The 22,552-nt window shown below is 72.3% G+C and carries 18 protein-coding genes; 8 read left to right on the top strand and 10 right to left on the bottom strand.

The genetic code is table 11. From position 1 onward, the window contains the following. Window positions 1-36 precede the first annotated feature (36 nt). The 7 genes from HHX35_RS26365 to HHX35_RS26335 all read right to left on the bottom strand — a co-directional run bounded on the left by HHX35_RS26365 (window position 37) and on the right by HHX35_RS26335 (window position 10,815). Window positions 37-999, bottom strand: coding sequence for an ATP-binding cassette domain-containing protein (locus tag HHX35_RS26365; RefSeq protein ID WP_182901412.1), 963 nt, complete (start codon window positions 997-999; stop codon window positions 37-39). 127 nt (window positions 1,000-1,126) lie between these two features. Next, complete coding sequence (locus tag HHX35_RS26360) at window positions 1,127-1,948, bottom strand: SAM-dependent methyltransferase (protein WP_182901411.1); 822 nt, start codon at window positions 1,946-1,948, stop codon at window positions 1,127-1,129. A 270-nt stretch (window positions 1,949-2,218) separates the two neighbouring features. Continuing rightward, window positions 2,219-3,421 (bottom strand): XRE family transcriptional regulator, encoded by a 1,203-nt coding sequence (locus HHX35_RS26355; RefSeq protein ID WP_182901410.1) that lies wholly within the window; start codon window positions 3,419-3,421, stop codon window positions 2,219-2,221. A 128-nt stretch (window positions 3,422-3,549) separates the two neighbouring features. Continuing rightward, window positions 3,550-4,944, bottom strand: coding sequence for a vanadium-dependent haloperoxidase (locus HHX35_RS26350; RefSeq protein ID WP_182901409.1), 1,395 nt, complete (start codon window positions 4,942-4,944; stop codon window positions 3,550-3,552). A 384-nt stretch (window positions 4,945-5,328) separates the two neighbouring features. Next, complete coding sequence (gene sepH / locus HHX35_RS43765; protein WP_259405420.1) at window positions 5,329-7,743, bottom strand: septation protein SepH; 2,415 nt, start codon at window positions 7,741-7,743, stop codon at window positions 5,329-5,331. Window positions 7,744-8,242: 499 nt separating this feature from the next. Continuing rightward, window positions 8,243-9,535 carry a D-arabinono-1,4-lactone oxidase gene (locus tag HHX35_RS26340; protein WP_182901408.1) on the bottom strand — a complete coding sequence of 431 codons (1,293 nt, stop codon included), beginning with the start codon at window positions 9,533-9,535 and terminating at the stop codon, window positions 8,243-8,245. 86 nt (window positions 9,536-9,621) lie between these two features. Further along, complete coding sequence (locus tag HHX35_RS26335; protein WP_182901407.1) at window positions 9,622-10,815, bottom strand: MFS transporter; 1,194 nt, start codon at window positions 10,813-10,815, stop codon at window positions 9,622-9,624. 176 nt (window positions 10,816-10,991) lie between these two features. On the opposite strand from HHX35_RS26335, the gene HHX35_RS44765 reads away from it, so the two are divergent. After that, a complete protein-coding gene (locus tag HHX35_RS44765) occupies window positions 10,992-12,197 on the top strand; it encodes a lytic transglycosylase domain-containing protein (RefSeq protein ID WP_310739319.1) in 1,206 nt (401 codons plus the stop codon). 51 nt (window positions 12,198-12,248) lie between these two features. Here HHX35_RS44765 and HHX35_RS26325 read toward each other — a convergent pair whose 3' ends face one another. Then, window positions 12,249-13,235 (bottom strand): ferrochelatase, encoded by a 987-nt coding sequence (locus HHX35_RS26325; RefSeq protein WP_182901406.1) that lies wholly within the window; start codon window positions 13,233-13,235, stop codon window positions 12,249-12,251. Between the two features lie 117 nt (window positions 13,236-13,352). Here HHX35_RS26325 and HHX35_RS26320 point away from each other — a divergent pair, with 117 nt between their 5' ends. Next, window positions 13,353-15,335, top strand: coding sequence for an alpha/beta fold hydrolase (locus HHX35_RS26320; protein WP_182901607.1), 1,983 nt, complete (start codon window positions 13,353-13,355; stop codon window positions 15,333-15,335). 112 nt (window positions 15,336-15,447) lie between these two features. Continuing rightward, on the top strand, window positions 15,448-16,269 hold the full coding sequence (locus tag HHX35_RS26315) for an inositol monophosphatase family protein (RefSeq protein WP_182901405.1): 822 nt from the start codon (window positions 15,448-15,450) through the stop codon (window positions 16,267-16,269). 354 nt (window positions 16,270-16,623) lie between these two features. Here the strand turns inward: HHX35_RS26315 and HHX35_RS26310 are convergent, their stop codons facing one another. Continuing rightward, window positions 16,624-16,788: a hypothetical protein gene (locus HHX35_RS26310; RefSeq protein ID WP_167530612.1), complete on the bottom strand. Its 165-nt coding sequence runs from the start codon at window positions 16,786-16,788 to the stop codon at window positions 16,624-16,626. 241 nt (window positions 16,789-17,029) lie between these two features. Between HHX35_RS26310 and HHX35_RS26305 the strand changes: the two genes are divergently transcribed. The 5 genes from HHX35_RS26305 to HHX35_RS26285 all read left to right on the top strand — a co-directional run bounded on the left by HHX35_RS26305 (window position 17,030) and on the right by HHX35_RS26285 (window position 22,237). Continuing rightward, on the top strand, window positions 17,030-17,683 hold the full coding sequence (locus tag HHX35_RS26305; protein ID WP_182901404.1) for a response regulator transcription factor: 654 nt from the start codon (window positions 17,030-17,032) through the stop codon (window positions 17,681-17,683). Between the two features lie 39 nt (window positions 17,684-17,722). Continuing rightward, window positions 17,723-19,177 (top strand): HAMP domain-containing sensor histidine kinase, encoded by a 1,455-nt coding sequence (locus tag HHX35_RS26300; RefSeq protein WP_310739317.1) that lies wholly within the window; start codon window positions 17,723-17,725, stop codon window positions 19,175-19,177. 258 nt (window positions 19,178-19,435) lie between these two features. Further along, window positions 19,436-19,735: a DUF4193 domain-containing protein gene (locus HHX35_RS26295; RefSeq protein WP_182901403.1), complete on the top strand. Its 300-nt coding sequence runs from the start codon at window positions 19,436-19,438 to the stop codon at window positions 19,733-19,735. 19 nt (window positions 19,736-19,754) lie between these two features. Continuing rightward, a complete protein-coding gene (locus HHX35_RS26290) occupies window positions 19,755-20,507 on the top strand; it encodes a hypothetical protein (protein WP_310739316.1) in 753 nt (250 codons plus the stop codon). 332 nt (window positions 20,508-20,839) lie between these two features. Beyond that, complete coding sequence (locus HHX35_RS26285) at window positions 20,840-22,237, top strand: trehalose-6-phosphate synthase (RefSeq protein WP_182901402.1); 1,398 nt, start codon at window positions 20,840-20,842, stop codon at window positions 22,235-22,237. Here the strand turns inward: HHX35_RS26285 and HHX35_RS26280 are convergent. Then, window positions 22,227-22,544 (bottom strand): DUF4235 domain-containing protein, encoded by a 318-nt coding sequence (locus tag HHX35_RS26280; RefSeq protein ID WP_225898017.1) that lies wholly within the window; start codon window positions 22,542-22,544, stop codon window positions 22,227-22,229. The two genes, HHX35_RS26285 and HHX35_RS26280, sit on opposite strands and share 11 nt — an antisense overlap. Between the last annotated feature and the right edge of the window lie 8 nt (window positions 22,545-22,552).

The following is a 22,552-nucleotide window of genomic DNA, read 5'->3' as shown; positions in this document are numbered from 1 at the left end:
CGTCGCTTCGTGCGTCCTGTGGCTCCCGTCGCGGCCTCACGCCGCCGCCTCGGCGTCCTGCTCCCCGTCCTCGGCGCGGTGCCCGGTCAGCGCGAGGAACACCTCGTCGAGGCTCGCCCGGCGCAGCGACAGCTCCGCCGCGACCACGTCGAGGTCGTCGAGGCGCCGTACGATCGCGGGGACGGCCGCCGGGTCGCGCACCGGGGCCGTGACCTGGCCATGGGAGACCTCCGGCGTGACGTCGAGCACGTCGGCCACCACGCGGCGGACGAGATCGAGGTGGGCGGCCTCGATGGGCCGCACCTCCAGGACCTGGCCCCCGGTCGCCGCCTTCAGGCCGTCAGGCGTGCCACTCGCGATCACCTTCCCGTGGTCGAACACCACGATGTCGTCCGCGAGCTGGTCGGCCTCCTCCAGGTACTGCGTGGTGAGCAGGACGGTCACGCCCTCGTCCTGGAGGCCGCGGACGACGCCCCACAACTCGGTGCGGCTGCGCGGGTCGAGGCCGGTCGTGGGCTCGTCCAGGAACAGCACCTGGGGGCGGCCCACGAGGCTCGCGGCGAGGTCGAGCCTGCGGCGCATGCCGCCCGAGTAGGTCTTGGCCGCCCTTCCGCCCGCGTCGGTGAGCTGGAAGCGGTCGAGCAGGCCGTCGGCCCGGCGCCGTGCGTCCGGCCTCGTCAGGCCCAGCAGGCGGCCGATCATCACGAGGTTCTCGACTCCGGTCAGGGTCTCGTCGACGGCCGCGTACTGCCCGGTCAGCCCGATGAGTGAACGCACCTGGTGCGCCTGCCGGACCACGTCGAACCCCGCCACGTGCGCCCCGCCCCCGTCCGGCCGCACGAGCGTCGCCAGGATCCGCACGGCCGTGGTCTTCCCCGCCCCGTTGGGGCCCAGAACGCCCAGGAGGCGGCCCTGCGGCACCTCGAGGTCCACCCCGTCAAGCGCTCTCGTCTCGCCGTACCGTTTCTCCAGGCCCTCGGCCTGGATCGCATAGCCCATGGCGTCTCCTCCGATCGTGTGCGCCTCCACTCTGCGGAGCGGCGCTGACACGGCCCTGAGGGCGGCCGTCAGCCGCTGACATATCGCTGACGGCGCGGCCGAGAAGGCGGAGAGAGCCGGCGAGGCCTCAGGGGCGGCGGGCCAAGACTCCGATGTAACCGCTGTTGCTGGGGTCGCCCGGGTACTGGTCGTGGCGGGGACGCCAGAGCTCGACGGGCACGACGCCGGGCTCCAGAACCTCCATGCCGTCCAGCATGGCGGCGAGTTCCTCGGGGCCACGGTGCACGAAGCCCCCGGCGGGGGTCTTGCCGTAGACCGACTGCGCCTGCTCCACCTTGTTCTGGTCGGAGCGCCGGACATAGGTGTGGGAGATGGCGAGGTAGCCGCCGGAGGGCAGCCCGTCCTGCAGATTCGAGACGATCCGGCTCACCTCCGCGTCGTCGGTGAAGAAGTGCAGGACCGCCAGCGCGAGGATCGCCACCGGCCGGTTGAAGTCCAGGTGCGCGCGGACCCGCTCGTCGGCGAGGATCTCGCCGGGCCGCTGCAGATCCCCCTCCACCACGACGGTGTCGGGTGTGTCGGCGAGGATGGCGCGTGCGTGCACGAGAACCGTCGGATCGTTGTCCACGTAGACGGTGCGGGAACCGGGACCGAACATCGCGGCGACCTGGTGCACGTTCTGCTGCGTGGGCAGCCCGGTCCCGATGTCGAGGAACTGACGCACGCCGGCCTCGGCCAATTCCCTGACCACCCGCACCAGGAAGGCGCGGTTGGCGCGGGCCAGCGCGGGGATGTCGTACCCCTGCTCGCGCCCGAGCCGGATGACCTGGTCGGCAGCCTCGCGGTCGGAGGCGAAGTTGTCCTTGCCGCCGAGGAAGTAGTCGTAGATGCGCGCCACGCTCGGGACTTTCGGATCAACACCCTCCGGAACGCGTCCTGTCTCCGTCATTCGTCGCCTTCCGCGCGATCGGTGCTCCAGGTGATGAATCCATGCGTTGACGATCATAGGAGGTCTGGGCGCGCCTCACTCGCCGTACGGCGAGGAACCCGGACGAAGGGGTCATGCGCGGGCAGGAGGACGAGGGCGACGGGCGCACGACGGTGACATCACGGTGCCCTCGGCCTGGCCGGGATACGTGGGCCGACCTGCACCGCGACTCGTGGAAGCCGCGGCGGGGACGCCCGTACGGGCGGGGGCGCCGGGGACCGCCGGCCGGGATCAGGCGTGGGCCGGACGGGTGCGGTGGGCGCGCGTCCAGGCCGGGACGGGCACGGGGCGGAAGAGGAACACCTGGTCGCGCCGCCCGGTGCAGGACTCCTGGGCGAGCTCGGCGCCGGGGGCCACGTCGGGCTCGCCGTACAGCGCTCCCAGGCACAGCCCGGTGTGCAGGGGACGCAGGGCGAACCCCGCCCCCGCGGGCTGCAGCAGGAAGCGCTGGTGCGCCGCCCCGGAGCAGTTCTCGGGAGCGACCAGCGCGCCCGGGCCGCTCAGCGCCTCGTCGACCGTGAGGCAGCCGACGCCCTCCTTGGGATGGTGCCACCGGATCTCGTAGGCGCCGCCGCCGACCGACTGCACATAGGTGTCGGGGACGACGCCCCGGCAGGGCCGCTGCACGGCCAGTGGCCGGTCGGTCCGCTTGTTGCGCTCGCGTCCCTCCCCGACGCACAGGTCGCGATCGGTGACGTGCGACGGGACGATGTGATACCACCCGTCGGGCGGGGTGCGGCCGCTTCCGGCCGTCGGAGCGGCGGGGGAGGCGGAGAGCGGGGTGCGGTCGCTCCCGGCCGTCGCGGCGGCGGCGGAGGTCGAGGGCCGTGCGTCGCCGCCGGCCCAGGAGGCAGGCAGTTGCGCCAGGACCGCGCCCGTGGCGAGGAGCAGGACCAGGACGCCGGCCCCGGCCACGACGAACCGCCACAGCGCCCGGGTGTTCGGCCGTACGGCGTCTCCGCCCGGTCCTGCCAGGTCGCCCGGCACGGCGGGATCCGCGGGTTCGGCCTGTTCGCGCCCGCCGAGACCGCCGGGCTCGAAGCGATCGGCCTGATCGGGCCCGCCGTCCGGGCCGGGCTGCTCCGGCGGTCCGGGCGATCGGTCCGGATCGGCGGCCGCGTCGTGGGGATCGGCCGGAGGCGTCATGCCGGCGGCCAGCCGTTTCCTGTGTGCCACCCAGCGCGCCGTCTCGGCCTCGCCGAGCCCGCAGGCTCGTACGAAGGCCGCCACGAACTCCTCCCTGGGAAGGGTCGTGCGCCCGAGGGCCCCCGCGATCGTGCTGGTGGGCAGAACGTCTCCCGACGCCTTCGCGGCGGCCGTGAGCTGCCGGTAGGTCAGCCCGGACCACTGGCGAAGACGGCCCAGCGCGGCGACGAATTCGGCCGCGGTGGTCACGCCGTCGGGCTGGGGAGGCACGCTGAACGGCCCTGACACGACGATCCTCCCAAGCCACGCTTCGGCGTCGATCCGGGCGAAACACTAACAAAGATCGATGACGCGAGGCAGCCCCCCGGGTCAGCGGATTGCGCCGCCCGGAGGGCCTGGAGGTCGTGCTCGTGTTCCTATCCCTGGTCGCGCTTGGTCACGTAGACGAAGTCACCCAGGTTGAATCCCGCGTCGAGGCCGCGGTCGGCGTCCCAGCGGTAGTGGACGCCGAGCCAGAGCCGGCTGAGGGCGTCCTCCTCTGCGGCCTGCTCGAAACTCGTGAAGGTCCTGGTCTTCGGGTTGGCGTTCGGATCGTCGGTGGGCGCGGTGAAGGTCAGGTCGTGCCCGAACCACCTCTGCATCACGCCCGCCCACGCCCCCGCGAACGTGGCGTGCCCCGATATGTACGCGGGGAAGGGCGGCGAGAAGTGCTGCCCGGCGGCGTTCACCGACAGCGGCTCCCAGGAGGGATCGGGTGTGATGGCGGCGTTGAGGCTCGTGTCGGCCAGCTTGATCGCGCTCTCCGGCCGCCACAGGTCGATCGGCGAGTCGAACTTCGCTCCCCAGGCGACGATCGACGCGTCGGCCAGTGCCATGGACACCAGGTTGAACAGCTCGGCCGTCTCGTTCTGCCTCAGCCCCTTCTGCCTGGCGACCGTCTGGGTGATGGCGAACAGCTGCCCCACCGGCCGATAGGTGCCCTTGCCGTCGTTGGCCCAGAAGAACGCCGCCTGCGTCTGGTCGGCGGACCGCGAGGTGGGGTTCTTCGCCCCGCCGTACGCCTTGACCTCGTTGACCTGCTGCGCGTACTGGGAGCTGCGGACGAGCTGGTCGTAGGAGGTGAAGCCGCCGGGCGGCGGCGGCCGGAACTGCGTGGGGGACGTCATGGCGAACGGCTTGAGCTTCCACCAGTTCGGCGCCACCGCCGGTCCGGAGCCCGTCTGCCGCCACGCGCCCGGGACCGTGCCCTCCGTGTACGAGAGGTCGAACGCCGGCCCGTCCCCCGACCTTTCGGCGATCATCAGGTCGCCGATCCTCTCGCCGTCGGCCCGGCCGCCCTGGACGTAGGAGGACGGCACCGACGAGGGGATCTGCGCGAGCGCGTAGGCCAGGTTGGCGTCGAAGTCGATGTACGGATAGAGGTGTTCGAGCACGCGGTGCGCCGCCGCGTCCATCGTGGCCTCTATCGAGTCGTTGGGGTTCTGCTGGGTGATCTTCGGCAGGTACGTGACCGGCGCGGCCGGCCAGTTCGCGTCGTGGAGGGCGATGTGCAGCATGGCGCCGGCCCGCGCGAGCCGGGTCGGGTCCCCGTCGTGGCTGTATTGCGGGTCGACGCCGTCGCGGGGAAGGGTGCGGATGGTGTCGAGGAAGACGCTGTTCCAGTAGAGCACGTGATCGAAGGCGGACGCCTGCGGCGGTGGCCCCGTGACCGCCGCGTGCGCTGCCTGGGGGAGCGCGACCAGCGTGCCGGCGGTCACGACAGCGGCCGCCGCGATCACGCGTACGTGTTCCCACCGTGATCGTCGATGCAAGGAGAACCTCCGTGGGGAAGGCCCCGAGCCCCGGCCGGGTGCCGGGAGAGGGGTGCATCACGGAAGATCCTTGATCTACGGGATCGAGGACAAGGTTCATGATCGTGCGGAACTGTTCCGTACGGTCCCATACGGCCCTGCTCGGGTGGGATGCCGGGAGAGGCGCGTCTGGTCACGCCGCGAATCGAGCGTCCCGGGACGCGTCCTGAGGCGACGGGGAGTTCGCGGGCACGGCCCGGACAGACGGCGAAGGCCGGCCGGCGAGTTCGCGAACTCGCCGGCCGGCCTTCTCCCGCCGGTCGTGACGACGCCCGGCTCCGTGGACGGCTTCGACTCCGTGGACGGCTCCGCTCCCGGCGCCGGAGGACGCCGGGTCCTGTGCGGTCAGTCCTGCTTGCGCGCGCCGAACATGATCTCGTCCCAGGTCGGCACCGACGCCCGGCGTCCGCGCGACTTGCGGGGCCGCGGGGGAGCCGGCTTCGGCACGGGCGGGGCGGGTGTCTCGGGCTTGGCGTCCTTCGGAGCCTCCTTCTGCGCCTCCTTCGCCCCGTCCTTGGACTCGTCGCCGGGGTGCTGGCTCTTCCCGGCGTTCCCCGTCCGGGGCGCCGGGGCGGCGGCGGGCGCCTGGGCCGCGGCTTCCTGTCGCGCGGGTGCCTGCGCCGCGGGTGCGGCCTCGGCCGCCGACTGCGCGGGCGGCGTGGCCTGTGCCGCCGGGGCCTCTGGCGTGGCCTGTGCCGCCGGGGCCTCTGGCGTGGCCTGTGCCGCCGGAGCCGCGGGCGTGGTGGTCTCCGCCGCCGGAGCGGCGGGAGTCGCCGGTGCGGCCGGAGCGGAAGGCGCCGCGGTGGGCTTCGGGGTGGGCACTGAAGTGGGTGCTGAGGTGGGTGCTGGGGTGGGCGCCGCGGTGCCCTCGGGGGGCGCGCTCGGCGCGGGCACGCTCACCGCTGTGGCGTCCGCGGTGGCGCCCGCAGCGGGTTCCTTCGCGGACTCCGCCGGTGGAGCGGGCGCGGGGACGGCGACGGGAACAGCGGCCGCCGGCGACGCCTCGTCCGTCGCGCCGCCCGCGGCCGGGCCCGCTGTCGTGTCCGTGTCCGTGTCCGTGTCCGCAGCCGCCGCCGTGTCCGTGGCCGCTGTCGTGTCCGTGGCCGCCGCCGTGTTCGTGTCCGTGTCCGTGGCCGCGTCGGGGGCCGACTGCGACGCGGACGCCTCGGCCGATCGCTCGGCCGGAATCGAAGTCTCAGCGGCTGCGGTGGTCTCCACGACGGCCTCCGCGCTCTCGGGGCCGGAGGCGCCGCCCTCGGCGTCCTGAGAGGACGCCGCAGCGGCCACGACGTCCGTCGCCCCGGAGTCCGCAGTGGAGCCCGGAGAGGAATGCGCAGTGGAATGCGCGGTGGAGTGTGCGGTGGAGCCCGGAGTGGAATCCGGGGTCGCCGTGGTGGTCGCGGGCGTCGTGGAGTCCTCGGCGGCCGCCCGCTCCGCGGGCGTCGCCGGACGCACGGCCTCCTGTGTGTCCGCGGCTCCATCGGATGACGTCACGCCGGTGGAGACGTCGGGCGCCACGTTCTGGACGGCGGGCTCCTGCGGGCGGGACGCCGGCCCGGTGACCGCGGTCTCGCCGGCTGCACTGTCCCCGCCGGTCACAGGGGCCGATGCGGCGGCGTCCGCCGCGGGCGTGGGTGTGACGGCATCCACGGGCGGCTGGGACACGGCCTGCGGTCCCGTGGCCCGCGGTCCCGCGGCGTCCTGACCGTCCACGCGGACCGCACCGTCTCCGGCGGCATCCGAGCCCGGAGCGTACGGAACGCCGCCGGTGGCCGGGGCGGGGCCGGCGGGCGTACGCGGAGGAGCGGCCTGCGCGGCGGATCCGGTCTGCGGCGTGGGCTCCACCCTGGGTTCGGCGGCGGGCGGGGGGAGCACGGCATCGGGGGTGGCGATGAGCGACTGCGGCAGCCGGAAGGGCACCGGGGTCAGCTCGGGCCGGTACGCCGCCGGCTCGTCCGAGTAGGGCTCGGGCCGGCCGGTCTCCGCGCGCAGCGGCGGGCTCAGCCGCGGCGGCGCCACGGGCTCGGGGAGCGCGGCGGGCTCGGAGCGTACGGCGGGCACGCTGAGACCCGGCTCGTCGCGACGGTGAGAGGTCTCCTCGGGCAGCGGCGGCACCGGGGCGAGCTTGGACGCGAGACGGGGCACGAAGGGACGCACGGTTGCGTCGTCCCGCTCGGGCTCGACGTACTCGGCCGCCGACAGGCGCATGGCCTCGTCGTCGTTCGGGGTGATGTGGCGGCGGCGCGGGTCGAAGAGCCACTCGGCGTGGCGGGTGTGACCGTTCCAGACGAAGCCGAGCCGCACCCGCCACAGGTTGTCGTCGCGCTTGGCGGAGTCCCAGTCGATCTCGTCGGCGGGCACGCCGCGCCGGGTCAGCCGCTCGGCGACCAGCTCGCCGAGCGTGGGCCCGGGGGTCGTCTCGCCCGGCATCCGGACCGAGACGCGCTGGGCCTGCTGGGCCATGTACTCGCGCTCCTGGAGAACCGGTCCCTCGAACCAGCGGACTCTCTCCACCGGAATGCCCGCGGTGGCCGCGATCTCCTCGGCCGTCTCGCCGGCACGGATGCGCGCCTGGATCTCCTTGGGACGCAACGGGCTCTCCACTTCGATCTCGTACTGGCCGAGACGGGAGAAGTTGCCGCGGACCGCAGCGCGGAGCCGGTCGTCGACGGGCAGCGTGAAGCGCGTGCCCCGCCCGGCCGTCGCCAGGACGAGGTACGTTCCGTCTTCACTTACCGCGACGAGACGGAGCTCCTGCATGCGAGTCCCTTCGTCGTCGTGCTCTGTCTTCCCCCGGACCCTTGAGTCTCTCGCGTGAACCGGTTGCCTTCCAGCACCGTACCCGGCATGTCCGAACATCGCCTCGCCAGGGGGCGAGGCAGGTGTTGTGACCCCGGTCACATTTTTCGTGTTCACCTTTCCGCAACCTGTCGGTCGTCCGGAAGCGGCAGTGCGCAGGCGGCGGCCGCGCCGCCGATCCGGCCCAGAAGGCGAGAGCGAGGGTCGTGTCTCCTCAGGTGGTGCGCGCCCACCGCCCGTCCGTACGGCGCGGGCGTGGCGCACGGCGGCGTGACCGTGCCGTACGCCGTGCGGCCGGACCTGCGGGAGGGTCTCATTCCTCTTGCTCCCTCGGGTTCGAGTGGCGCGCCGGGCTCTGGTGTGCCCGTGCTCCGCAATGTGCCTGCCCGAGGGCCGGCGCGGGCAACGCGACACGCGGAAGACGCCGGACCGTGGAGAGGGACTTTACGCGGCCATGGGGTCAGCCTTCCCGCGACGCGCCGAGCACCCGGTCGAGGTAATCGTTGGAGAACAGCCCGTCCGGGTCCATCTCGCGGCGCAGCGCGAGGAAGTCGCCGAACCTCGGATACACGCCACGCAGGTAGTCCGCGTCGCGGGTGTGCAGCTTGCCCCAGTGGGGCCGGCCCCCCAACCTGACCATGATTTCCTCCACGCCCTCGAAGTACGCGGGGTTGGGCGCCTGGCGGTAGACGTGGCAGGCGACGTACGCCGAGGGCCTGCCGTACGCGGTGGACAGCCAGGCGTCCGAGGGCGGCGTGACCCGCACCTCGACCGGGAAGGTGATCGGCCAGCCCGACCGCTCCACGAGGTCCCGCGTCTCCCGCAGGGCCTGGGCGAGGTGGTGGCGCGGGACGGCGTACTCCATCTCCAGGAAGCGGACCTCGCGCACCGAGGTGAAGATCTTGTAAGAGGTGTCGACGCACTCCGACGAGCCGAGCATGCGCGCGGAGATCCCGTTGATCGCGGGCACCGCGCCGGGGAGGCGGGCCCCGAGAGCGCAGGCCGCGCCGAACAGCGTGTTCTCCAGGAAGACGTTGTCGAGCCAGCGCTTGAAGGCGGCCGGCGGCCGGGCGGGGCCGGGGTGGCGGTCGTTGCGCTTGACCAGGCAGGTGTCGGTGTGCGGGAGCCAGAAGAAGTCGAGGTGGTCGTCGGCCTCCGTCAGGTCGTCCAGCGTGTCGAGGATCCGGCTGAACGCCATCGGCTCGCGGCGGTTGCGCAGCAGGAACGCGGGTTCGACCCGGAACGTGACGGCGGTCAGGATGCCGAGCGCGCCGAGGCCCACCCGGGCCGCGTCGAACAGGTCGCCCTCGCGCACGGTCGTCACGGAGCCGTCGGCGAGCACCATCTCCAGCTCGACGACCTGGTCGGCGAGGCCGCCGACGTGCCTGCCGGTGCCGTGGGTCCCGGTCTGGATCGCCCCGGCGGCGGTCTGGGCCGTGATGTCGCCCATGTTGGCCAGCGCCATCCCACGCCGGTGGAGTTCCTCGTTGAGCGCGTGGAGCGGGGTGCCCGCGGCGACCTTGACCCACCCGTCGCCCGCGTCGAGGACGCCGGTCAGCGCGCCGGGGCGCAGCAGGATGCCGTCGGTGAGCGCGACCCCGGTGAACGAGTGCCCCGTGCCGGTCATGCGCACCCGCCGGCCCGTCTTCGCGGCGTCCCGTACGGCGTCGGCGACCTCGGCCGCCGACGCGGGGGCGCGGACCTCCGCGGGGGTGACCGACTGGTTGCGCGCCCAGTTGACGAAGGCGTCCATGCTCCTCCTCGCCCCGGCGCCTGGCCCGGGGTGAACATGAACACTACTCATGAATCGCCCCGCTGCCTACGGGGCCGGCCTCGGTCTCAGTTCGTGTGCTGGTGACGCACCCGGACCAGCGCCGAGCCGGCGAGGCCCACGACGGCCGCGAGCAGCGCGCAGGCGTAGGAGAAGCCGTACGCGTTGGACGCCCCGAACACGTCGGTCAGCCGTCCGCCGGCCCAGGAGCCCACCGCCACACCGAGGTTGATCGAAGTGGTGATCCACGCCATGCCCTCGTTGAGCTGGGCCGCCGGGACCAGGCGCTCCACCAGCGAGAACCCGGTGATGATGGTGGGTGAGATGGACAGGCCGGCGACGAAGAGCGCCAGCGCCATGACCCGCACGTCGTGCATGAGCAGCACCGGCGTGAGCCCGGCGGCGAACAGCGACAGCCCGCGGACGAACCGGGCGCGCAGGCTGATCCTCCACTGCCGCGAGCCGTACCACAGGCCGGAGACCGCGCTGCCGCACGCGATCGACGCGAGCAGCAGACCGGCCGCGGCCTTGCTGCCGTGCTCCTCCGCGAAGGCCACGGTGGTGATGTCGACGGAGCCGAACACCGCGCCCATGGCCAGGAACACCGCCGACAGCAGCGCCACGCCCGGGATCGCGATCGGGGACCCGGCCGCCCCCCGGTGCCGCACGGCAGGCGGTTCGGTGGCGCGGAGCGAGGCGAACGCCACCGTGCCCGACACGGTCAGCACGATCGCGGCGATCAGGCCCGCGTAGGGGTTGATCGCGATCGTGAGGGCGGTCACGAAGGCGGGGCCGCCGACGAAGATCACCTCGTCGGCCACGGACTCGAACGAGAACGCGGTGTGCAGCTTGGCGGGGTCGCCGAGCACGTGCGACCACCGGGCCCGGACCATCGAGCCGAGCGAGATCCCGGTGGCCCCGGCCGCCGCGCCGGCGGCGTACAGCGTCCATTCGGGAGCCCCGGCGTGCGCGCACAGCATCAGGGTGGTGAGCGAGCAGCCGTGCAGCAGCACCAACGGGAGCAGCACCCGCGCCTGGCCGAACCGGTCCACCAGCCGCCCGGTGAGGGGCCCGGCCACGGCGACCGCGATCGAGAAGGTCGCCGCCACGGCCCCCGCCTTCGCGTACGAACCGGTGATGGCGGTGATCAGCAGGATGACGCCGATGCCGAGCATCGACATGGGCGCCCGCCCGACGAACCCCGCGATGACGAAGCCCTTGACTCCGGGCGTGCCGAACAGCCCGCGATACGGCCCGACCATGGTGTGTTTCCCCTTCGGCACTGTGGTGCGTGTGCGTCCGGGCCGGCCGTTCGACAGCGGCGGCGGCCCCGGACGGTCCCGGGACACGCGGACGGCGTTTGTCTCCGTTTTGACCATCGCCCACCCGCATATCATGAGGCAAGTGATTTTTCCGCGTCGGGGGTGGAGGGGCTGAGGTGAGGTCGTCCACTCATTCCGCCTCCATGCGGCTCCGCCCGATCGTGACCGGCCTCGCGGTCGTGATCCTGAGCGTCATCGCCGCGGGCACCGCCTTCCTGGTCACCTGGCCCGGTGACGGCGCGCTGGCGGCCGGCGGCGGCCGGGCGGAGACGGACCGTACGCGGGCCGACAACCCCCTTCCGGCCGCGCGGGCGACGGCGGGAAGCCTCATGCCCGACCGTACGCTGCCGTCGAGCGCGCCCGTCGTCGGCGGGCCCGGCGTGCAGGTCACGCTGCCGCACCTCCTGGCGATCTCCCCGAAGCGGGTGTCGCAGAGCACTCTGTTGAAGATCGCCAAGCTGCGGCACGTGCAGAAGGTGGCGGTCGCCGACGGCGGCGCCGTGCACGTGTCCGGCACGGCCCTGCGGCTGCTCGCGGTCGACCCGGCCACGTTCCGGTCGTGGACGCCGAAGAACGTGGCCGATCACCCGGAGGTGTGGAGCGCGCTCGCGCGGGGCGAGATGGTCGCCGACGCGGCCACGGTCAAACGTCTCGGCATGGTGCTCGGCGCGGAGTACCAGATCGACCGGGGCCCCCGGCTGCGCGTCGCCGCCTCGGCCTCGCTCGGGCTGCCCGGCGTCGACGGCCTGGTCAGCCAGGACCTGGGCCGCAGGCTCGGCTTCCCCGGCGGCGTCGTGGTGCTGGTCCACGGCGACCCGGGCAAGGTGAGCGACAAGGCGGTCGCGCGCCTGCTCGGCAAGGGCGCGCAGGTCGAGAGGGTCGGCGCGGCCGCCGTCCGGCCGCGGGCCACGGCCACGCCGGGGCGGGCCCTGGTGGGACGGCCCACGAGCTACCTGGACCTCTACCAGCGGTCCGCCACCGTCTGCCCCGGCCTCTCGTGGACCGTCCTCGCGGCCATCGGCCAGGTCGAGAGCAGCCACGGCCGCAACAACGGCCCCTCGTCCGCGGGGGCGCTCGGGCCGATGCAGTTCATGCCCGCCACCTGGAAGGTGTACGGCGTGGACGGCGACGGTGACGGCGAGGCGGACATCTGGAGTCCCTACGACGCGGTGCCGTCGGCCGCCAAATACCTGTGCGCCAACGGGGCCGGCGCGGGCGGCGACAAGCTCAGGAAGGCCGTGTGGTTCTACAACCACTCCTGGGACTACGTGAACAAGGTCCTGTCGCTCGCGGAGGCGTACGCCCGCACGTACGCCTCCTGAGGCGAGGGAGGGACCCGCGACGGCGGGTCCTGCCGTCCCGTTCCGGCGCCGCTAACGGCCGGGCCGGTGGGCGGGCCGGACGGGCGCCGGGCAGCAGGTCGCCGCGCACGGCGCGGGCTCGGGCTCGGCGAGCAGTTCGCCCACCATCGACACGAACCGCGGGTGGGTGCCCGCGGTCGAGGCCCTGGTGAGGGCCATGCCGAGCTTCTCGGCCGTGGCCGCGGCCTCCACGTCGAGGTCGTAGACGACCTCCATGTGGTCGGAGACGAACCCGATGGGCACGAGGACGGCCGACCGGACGCCCTCGGCGTGCAGCGCCTCCAGGTGGTCGCAGACGTCGGGCTCCAGCCAGGGCACCTGCGGCGGGCCGCTGCGGCTCTGCCAGACCAGGTCCCAGGCCCGCCCCTCGTCGACGTGCGCGGTCACCAGTTCGGCGGCCCGCCTGAGCTGCGCCTCGTACGCGCCCCCCGCGGGCCCGGCCGTGCGGGCCATGGAGACGGGGATGCTGTGCGCGGTGAACACGAGGCGGGCCTGTTCGCGGGCGTCGGCGGGCAGCCGGTCGAGGGCCTCGCGGGTGTGGTCGGCCATCGCCGCGACGAATCCGGGATGGTCGTAGTAGTGGCGGAGCTTGACGATCTCGGGCGCGCCGGGGACGGCGGCGCGGGCACGGGCGATGTCGTCGAGGTACTGCCGGCAACTGGAGTAGGAGCTGTAGGCCGCGGTGACGAAGGCCGCCGCCTTGCGGACGCCGTCCTCCTTCATCCGCAGGACCGTGTCCTCGAGGAACGGGTGCCAGTTGCGATTGCCCCAGTAGACGGGCAGGTCCACGTCGAGCGCGGCGATCAGGTCGCGGCACTGCCGGTTGATCGGGCTGACCCCGCCGAACCTCTGGTAGTGCGCCTCGACCTCCAGCAGCCGCTCGCGCGGCACGCCCCGGCCGCGCACGACGTTCTCCAGGAACGGCATGACGTCCTCGGGTTTCTCCGGCCCTCCGAAGGAGACGACCAGCAGGGCGTCGTATCCGTTGGTGCTCCCCATGCGCCACACCTTACGCGGACGGTACGACGGTTCCGCCCGCGCCTGTATCGCTTGGGTGGTGCGTGCGTCAGCGAGTAGGTTCGAGCGGTGAGCCAATTTCCGGACATCCGCGAATACATGGCCCTTGCGCGCGTGAACGCCCTGCGGCTGTCGCCCGACGGGACCCGGCTCGTGTCCGTGGTCCAGTCGCTCAACCCCGACGGCAAGTCGTACGGCGCCGCGCTGTGGGAGATCCCCCAGGACCCCGGAGGCGAGCCCCGCCGGCTGACCCGGTCGGCGAAGGGAGAGACGGGGGCCGAGTTCGCCCCCGACGGGACCCTGTTCTTCGTCTCACGGCGGCCCGACGAGACGGCGAAGGAGAGCGGCGGCGACACGGCCGCACTGTGGCTGCTGCCCGAGCGCGGCGAGCCGGTGCGCGTCGCCACCCGCCCCGGCGGTATCGGCGGCGTGCGCGCGGCGGGCGGCGCGGTCGTCTACACCTCCGAGGTGCTGCCCGGCGACGCCGCCACCGAGGAGGAGCGGCGCAAGGCCCGCGAGGAGGCCGGGGTCAGCGCGATCCTGCACGAGGGCTACCCGGTGCGCTACTGGGACCACGACCTCGGCCCGGCCGAGACACGGCTGTTCGCCGGCCGCGCCGTACGCGAGGGCCTGGAGGACGTGCGCGATCTCACGCCCACACCCGGCGGCGCCCTGAACGAGCACCTGTCGTTCGACCTCACCCCGGACGGGCGGACCGTGGTCGCGACCTGGCGGGTGCCGCTCCCGAACGGCGACGTCCGCTGGGACCTGGTCGCGATCGACGTCGCGGACGGGTCGCGGCGCACGCTCGCGACGTCCGAGGGGCACGACTTCGCCGGGCCGGTCACGGTGTCGCCGGACGGGCGGCGGGTCGCCTGCGTGCGGGAGCGGCACGGCGCCGAGGAGACGCAGGTCGCCCTCGACCTGTGGGTGATCGACCTGGCCACCGGTGAAGGGCACGCGGTCGCCCGGGAGATCTTCCCCGTGTCGGTCGCGTGGGCGCCCTCCTCGCGGGAGCTCTTCTTCGCCGCCGACCACCGGGGCCGCAGGCCGGTCTTCCGGGTCGGCACAGAGGCCGGCACAGAGGGCGGCACAGAGGGCGGCATCGAGGGCGAGCCCACGCGGCTGACCTCGGACGACGGCGCCTACGCCGAGCTGTGCCCGGCGCCCGACGGCTCGGTCTACGCCCTGCGCGGCGCGATCGACTCGCCGCCGCGGCCGGTGCGGATCGCGGCCGACGGCTCCGTGACGACCCTGCCCTCGCCCGTGCCGCCGCTGGACCTGCCCGGCACGCTGACCGAGGTGACCGCGACGGCCGAGGACGGGACCGAGATCCGCGGCTGGCTGGTCGTCCCCGCGGAGGCGACCGCCGAGGACCCCGCGCCGTTCCTGCTGTGGATCCACGGCGGTCCGCTGTCGAGCTGGAACGACTGGAGCTGGCGCTGGAACCCCTGGCTCATGGCCAGGCACGGCTACGCCGTGCTGCTGCCCGACCCCTGCCTGTCCACCGGGTACGGCCAGGACATGATCAAGCGGGGCTGGGGCGACTGGGGGCCGGTGACCCACGCCGACCTCATGGCGATCACGGACGAGTGCCTCAAGCGGCCGGAGATCGACGAGCAGCGGACGGCGGCGATGGGCGGCTCGTTCGGCGGCTACATGGCCAACTGGGTCGCCGGGCACACCGACAGGTTCCGGGCGATCGTGACGCACGCCTCACTGTGGAACCTGGACCAGTTCGCGGGCACCACCGACGGCGCGAACTACTGGCAGCGGGAGTTCGGCGCCCTCGGGTCCGCCCGCTACGCCCGGTTGTCGCCCCACCGGTGGCTCGGCGAGATCAGGACGCCCATGCTGGTGATCCACGGCGACAAGGACTACCGCGTGCCGATCGGCGAGGGCCTGCGGCTGTGGTGGGACCTCCAGCGCACGGGGGTCGAGTCGAAGTTCCTCTACTTCCCCGACGAGAACCACTGGGTGCTCAAGCCCGGCAACGCGATCGCCTGGTACGAGACCGTTCTGGCCTTCCTCGCGCAGCACGTCCTGGACGAGGGGTGGACTCGGCCGCCGTCCCTGAGCTGACCGTTGAATGGCGGTACACCCTGATTTGGGAGGATGTCATCCATGCGGCCGACGCCCGAGCCGGGCGTCGGCCGCTTCGATGTGAGCACGTACGAGGAGGGGGCAGGCCAGGATGGACGAGCGGGAGTACCGGCATGACCGCGCGCGGGCGGAGGAGCTGCTGGAGCTGGCGACCGGCATAGCGGAGGAGGCCGGCCAGATGCTCCTCGCCAAGCGGCCCGCGCGGCCCGAGGTGCTCGCCACCAAGTCGAGCCCCACCGACGTCGTCACCGCGCTCGACCGGGCCGCGGAGGAACTGATCCGCGGCAGGATCGCCGAGGCCAGGCCACGCGACGCGATCCTCGGCGAGGAGGGCGGCGACACCCCCGGTGAGGGAGGCGTCCGGTGGGTGGTCGACCCCATCGACGGCACGGTCAACTTCCTGTACGGCCTGCCGGACTGGGCGGTCAGCATCGGCGTCGAGGTGGACGGTGAGATCGTCGCCGGAGTGGTGCACAACGTGCCGCGCGGCGAGTCGTTCACCGCGTCCAAGGGCGGCGGCGCCTGGCTGAGGGGCGAGCGGTTGCGCTGCAACACCGGTGTCCCGCTGGCCAAGGCGCTCGTCGCCACCGGGTTCGGCTACGCGGCGGGGCGGCGCCGGGTGCAGGCCGAGGTGCTGGCGCAGGTGGTGCCTCAGGTCAGGGACATCCGGCGCGGCGGCTCCTGCGCGGTCGATCTCTGCTCGGTCGCCGCGGGCCGCGTCGACGCCTACTACGAGCGCGGCGCCAACTACTGGGACCACGCGGCGGCCGGCCTGATCGCCGTGGAGGCCGGAGCCCGCCTCGGCGGCCTGAACGGCAGGCCGGTCAGTCCCGACATGGCGCTGTGCGCGGCCCCCGGGCTCTTCGAGGAACTGCACGACCTGCTCGTTCCCCTCGACCCCGAGCGCGACTGAGGCCTCCAGCACGTGAGGACCCCCGAGGCACGTGAGGACCCGAGGCACGTGAGGACCCGAGGCACGTGAGGACCCGAGGCACGTGAGGACCCGAGGCACGTGAGGACCCGAGGCACGTGAGGACCCGAGGCACGTGAGGACCACGGACGCGACCGGGAATCCGGGAGCTGAGACCGTCCGCGGGTTCCGACCCGGGCGCGAGCGGCGGCCGATCACCCGCACGTCGGTCTCGGAGCCGCCGTGAATTCGCGCCGCGTTCGCGCGGTCTTCGCGCTGACTTCACGCTGACTTCACCCTGTGCACAGGCGAGGGGGCCCGCCGTACGGCGGGCCCCCTCGTCAGTGTCGGTTCCGGTCAGCGCTGGATGTCGATGCCGTGATCCTCGGCGAGGCGGTGAAGGTCCTCGATCTCGGCGGTGAGGGTGTCGGCGAGGAAGTCGTCCCCGCTCGTGGTGGCCTCTTCAAGACCCTTGTAGGCCTGGTCGAGCCTGGTTTCGATCGTGGTCGTGAACTCGCCCATCTCACCTTCTTTCTCAGGGGGCGAAACGTGTCACGGGGGGCTATGGCACGGGTCCTACGGAGAGGCGCGCCCTTCCCCGGCACACGACAATGGAGGGTGTCACGGGCCTACCCATGTCCGGGTCGGGCGTAAACCTGTGAATTTCTGTGCTCTACGTCACGTAGAGCGCCGGAACCGCTTACCGGCGGCTTACGTCGAATATGGCCACAATGAGGGGCGTCGTACCAGCTAGGAGGACTTGATGCGCGTGCTTGTGGTGGAGGACGAGCGGGTGCTCGCGGACGCGATCGCCACCGGCCTCCGCCGGGAGGCGATGGCCGTGGACGTCGCCTACGACGGCGCCGCCGCCTTGGAGAAGACCGGCTACATCGACTACGACGTGATCGTGCTCGACCGCGACCTGCCCAAGGTGCACGGCGACGAGGTGGCCCGCCGCCTGGTCGCCCAGCGGTCGGCCTCGAGGATCATCATGCTGACGGCCGCGGGCGACGTGGACGACAAGGTCGAGGGGCTGGAGCTGGGCGCCGACGACTATCTGGCCAAGCCGTTCGTGTTCATGGAGCTCGTGGCCCGGGTGCGCGCGCTCGGCCGCAGGTCCGCGCCGCCGCTGCCGCCCGTGCTCGAACGCGCCGGCATCCGGCTCGACCCCGGCAAACGCCAGGTGACGAGGGACGGGGTCGAGGTCAACCTCACCAAGAAGGAGTTCGCGGTGCTGGAGGAGCTGATGCGGGCCGAGGGCGCCGTCGTCAGCCAGGAGGACCTGCTCGACAAGGCGTGGGACGAGAACATCGACCCGTTCACCAACGTGGTCAGGGTGACCATGATGACGCTGCGCAAGAAGCTGGGCGATCCGCCGGTCATCGAGACCGTGCCCGGTGTCGGGTACCGGCTGTGACGACCCGCGCGACCACTACGTCCCGGGGGAGGGGGCCCTGTGAGCGAACCGCGTGACGCCTCCGAGGGGAGGACGCCCCGGATTCTCCCGCCGCCCGGCGAATCGGACGCCGCCACGATTTCGCCGGACGTGGTGGCTCCGGCCGGCGGGCAGGCCCCGGCGGGTCGCACCCGGCGGATGTCGAACCCGATGGGCACCGGTCCCTACCGCAGCCAGGTGCCGCCGCCGCCCAGCGGCCCGCCCGCCTGGGACGGCCCGCCGCCCCTGGTCGCCCACCCCGTGCAGCGGGGCAACCTGCTCAACGAGATCAGGTCGCTGCAGAACCGCATCAGCATCCGCTGGCGCCTGACCCTCACGTACGCCGCGCTGGTCTTCGTCGCCGGCGCGCTGCTGGTGATGGTCATGTACGTGCTGATCGGCCAGGCGATCGACATCGGCTGGCAGAGTGTGCCGCAGATCATCTTCCCGCGGGGGAGCGTGCCGCAGGAGTGGATCGACGAGGCCAACCACCAGTTCGCCCAGTCGCAGGCGGAGGTCACCGCGGTGGCGCGGGCCGAGCTGCTGAAGCGGGCGCTGCTGGCGCTGCTGGGCGTGGGGATCCTGGCGCTGATGCTGGGATACGTCGTGGCGGACCGGGCGTTGCGGCCCGTCATCAAGATGACGGCGACCGCGCGGAAGCTGTCGGAGACCTCGCTCGCCCACGAGCGCATCGACCTCCAGGGCCCCGACGACGAGCTGAAGGAGCTGGCCGACACCTTCGACGCGATGCTCACCCGGCTCAACACCGCCTTCGACGCGCAGCGGAGGTTCGTGGACAACGCCTCGCACGAGCTGCGGACGCCGCTGGCGATCAACCGTACGGTGCTGGAGGTCGCCCTGTCCGACCCCGAGGCGTCGGACGACCTCAAGGTGCTGGGGCGCACGCTCCTCGGCACCACCGCACGCAACGAGCGGCTGATCGAGGGCCTGCTGCTGCTCGCCCGCAGCGAGCGCGAGCTGTCGGTGCGAAAGCCCGTGGACGTCCAGGAGGTCGCCAGGACGGCGGTGGAGCAACTGGCCCCCTTCGCCGGGGAAGAGGGCGTGACGGTCGAGCACGACCTCCACCCGGCGGCCACGACGGGCGACCCCGTCCTCATAGAACGCTGTGTCTCCAACCTCGTAGAGAACGGCATCAAGCACAATCTCGGCGAGTCCGGAAAAGTGTGGGTCCGGTCGGGAATTGTCGACGGGGGTGCGGTTGTTCAGGTCGCGAACACGGGACCGCACGTTCCCGCGTACGAGGTGGAGAGCCTGTTCGAGCCGTTCCGGCGCTTGAATGCCGACCGGGTTCAGTCCGCCAAGGGCGCGGGTCTCGGCCTGTCCATCGTGCGCGCGATCGTCCGCGCGCACGGCGGAACGGTCGCCGCCGTCCCCCGCGACGGGGGCGGTCTCGTGGTGACGGTGCGTCTCTCCGGAGCCGGGGCATCTCCGGGGACGCCGCAGTCGGCGCGCTGATGGAGCGTGCACGCCGCACATGTGGTTGGATGTGCCGTCGAACGCGGTGGGGATACCGCCGATACTGTGGTTTTCGCCATATTTGGCTAACCGCAGCCCCCGGTGGGATGCCCCTCGCGTGTCGGAAGGTTCAGTGTTCGTTCAAGCGGGTACCGAATGCACAATTTACCGGCCCCCGCGGGCACAACACCGGCCTTCCGAGCGTTATCCACGCGCGACACAGGCGCAGGCAGATAGATGAGGGGGATGGAGTAGCAGATGGCTACCGACTACGACAGCCCGCGTAAGACCGACGACGATCTGAACGAGGACAGCCTCCAGGAACTCCAGGCGCGCAGGAGCGACAAGTCGTCGGGCAGCATCGACATCGACGAGACCGATCTGGCCGAGTCGTTGGAGCTGCCGGGGGCGGATCTGTCGAACGAGGAGCTCTCGCTGCGGGTGATTCCTCGGCAGGCCGATGAATTCACCTGCTCGCGGTGCTTCCTGGTGCACCACCGCAGCCAGCTGGCCTCGGAGAGGAACGGCCAGCAGGTCTGCCGCGAGTGCGCCGCCTAGGAGACCCTTGGGAGGGTCCGTGACTTCATCAGCGGATGAATCAAACAACGAGGTGGCCGACCTGGTCGGCAAACTCGTCGCCCCTGAGGAGACGGACGGGGCCGAGCGGCGTCGGCTGCTCGGCCGCCTCAGCGGGGCCTTGGCAAGGTCCGCCAGGAAGGCACGTGGACGGGGAGTCGGCCGGGGCCGGTGGCTGGCCGACGTCTTCATGAACATCGCCCCGCGGTTACCGGTCAGGGACTACGAGACGCTGCGGGAACACCACTACGGGCTCACCGGCGAGCAACTCGCCGACGATCTCGTCCGCACCGCCGCGAAGGCGACGACGGCGGTCGGCGCGGTCGGCGGAGCGCTCGCCGCGGCCGAGTTCGCCGCCCCGCCGCTCCTGCTTTCCGCACCCGCCCAGATCGTGGCCGAGACGCTGGTCGTCGCGGCCATCGAAGTGAAGCTCCTCGCCGAACTGCACGAGGTGTACGGCGTGAAGGTCCCCGGCAACGGCACCCAGAGGGCGGCCGCGTTCGCGCTCGCCTGGTCGAAGCAGCGGGGCGTCAACCCCCTCGCCCCCGGCTCGGCCACGCTCGCACTCGGGGCCGCCGCCAAGACCGCCCTGCGCAACCGCCTGATGCGCACGCTCGGCCGTCACCTCACCACGCTCGGCCCCTTCCTCACCGGCGCCGTGGCCGGCGGCGCGCTGAACCGGGTCGCCACCAGGAAACTCGCCGCCGCCGTGCGGGCGGATCTGCGCCGCCAGCGGGCCCTGCCGCCAGGCTGACCCCCTGCCGCCCGGCTGACCTCCTCCCTCCGGGCCGATCTCCCCTTCCGTGCCGGTCCCCGTCCCGCGGTCCGGGTCCTTTCCCGTTAGGTCTCCGACCCCCTGGTGACGCGCGGCGGCCCCGGTGCCCGTCCCAATCGGCACTCTCCGGCCGTCCTGATCTTCCAGATAGAGAAGTGTCACCGATTGGTCTAAACCTCTTGCCGACCCCGTATGAGCTGCGTGAGATCATTCTCACAGTCACAGGCGTGGATTGTGCACGTTCTTACGGGTATGGGGGTCACTGGTGACTTTCCGTATGGTGGTCACAGGCGACCACCTGGAGGGGATTCATGCGTGGCACCAGCTCATTTCTGATCGTCGCGAACCGGCTGCCGGTCGATCGCGTGGGCGAGAACGAGTGGCGGCGCAGCCCGGGCGGGCTCGTGACCGCCATCGCGCCCGTCATGCAACGCCGTGACGGGGCCTGGCTCGGCTGGACCGGGGCGGCGGGAGAGGAGCTGAAGCCTTTCGACCACGACGGGATGCACCTGATCCCCATCCCGCTGTCGCAGCTCGAGGTCGAGCTGTACTACGAAGGCTTCTCCAACGCCACACTGTGGCCGCTCTACCACGACGTGGTCGCCACGCCCGTCTACTCGCGTGTGCTCTGGGACGCCTACCGGGCGGTCAACGACCGGTTCGCCCGCGCGGCCGCGGACGCCGCCGCGCCCGGCGCGGTCGTGTGGGTTCAGGACTACCAGCTCCAGCTCGTGCCCGCGATGCTGCGGAAGCTGCGGCCCGACCTGAAGATCGGGTTCTTCCTGCACATCCCGTTCCCGCCGGGCGAGCTGTTCTACCAGCTGCCCTGGCGCAACGAGATCCTCGAAGGACTGCTCGGGGCCGATCTCGTGGGCTTCCAGCGGCCGGGCGGCGCCGCCAACTTCCTGCGCCTGTGCCGCCGGCTGCTCGGCGTGCAGTACCTCCGCAACGCGATCCAGCTCGAGGACCGGACGGTCCGTGCCGAGTCGTTCCCGATCTCGGTCGACTTCGGCGAGCTGGACCAGCTCGTCCGGGAGCCGCGCGTCCAGCAGCGGGCCAAGGAGATCCGCGCCGAGCTGGGCGATCCCGAGCACGTGCTGCTCGGCGTCGACCGGCTCGACTACACCAAGGGCATCGGCCAGCGGCTCAAGGCGTTCGGCGAGCTGCTCGACGACGGCTCGATCAAGCCGGACGAGGCGGTCTTCGTGCAGGTCGCCACGCCCACCCGCGAGCGGGTCGCCGAGTACATCCGGCTGCGCAACGACATCGAGCTGCGGGTGGGCCGCATCAACGGCGAGCACGGCGTGCTCGGCCGCATGCCGATCTCCTACCTCCACCAATCGTACAACAAGGAGGAACTCGCGGCGCTCTACTGCGCGGCCGACGTCATGGTCGTCACCCCGCTGCGCGACGGCATGAACCTCGTCGCCAAGGAGTACGTCGCCTGCCGCCACGACCTGCGCGGGGCGCTCGTGCTGAGCGAGTTCGCCGGGGCGGCCGACGAGCTGCGCCAGGCCTACATGGTCAACCCGTACGACATCGCCGGCATGAAGCGGACGATGCTGGCGGCGATGCGGGCGACCCCGCACGAGCTGGCGCGCCGGATGCGCTCGCTCAGGCGCAGGGTCGCGACCTACAACGTGGACAGGTGGGCCAGCGACTTCCTCACGGCCCTGGAGTCCGGGGAGCCGGCCGCTCCTAGGGAGTGAGGTCCCGGGCGGCGTCCTTCCAGGAGCGCCACTTCTTCGCCGCCGACCGCGTGACGACGATCCGCGTGATCTCCATGCCCAGGCCCATCACCACGGCGTACGCGATCGCCTCGCCGAGCCCGATGTCGGGGGAGTCGGCGCTCGCCGGCGGCTTCTTGCCGGTCGCCTTCTCCCACGCGAACGACAGCACCTTGCGCGAGCAGAAGCCCACCGCCAGGCCGAGCAGGCCGCCGACGATCCGCCACTGCATGTCGGGCTTGTCCGTCGCGCCGAGTTCGCGCTTGGCCTCCCGAGCCATGTCCGCCATGATTCCTC

Origin of the sequence: Microbispora sp. H10830 (assembly GCF_014161375.1) — a bacterium.
Classification (GTDB): Bacteria; Actinomycetota; Actinomycetes; order Streptosporangiales; family Streptosporangiaceae; genus Microbispora; species Microbispora catharanthi.
The sequence above is the reverse complement of the archived record's forward strand: the minus strand, read 5'-3'. Positions and strand labels throughout refer to the sequence as shown.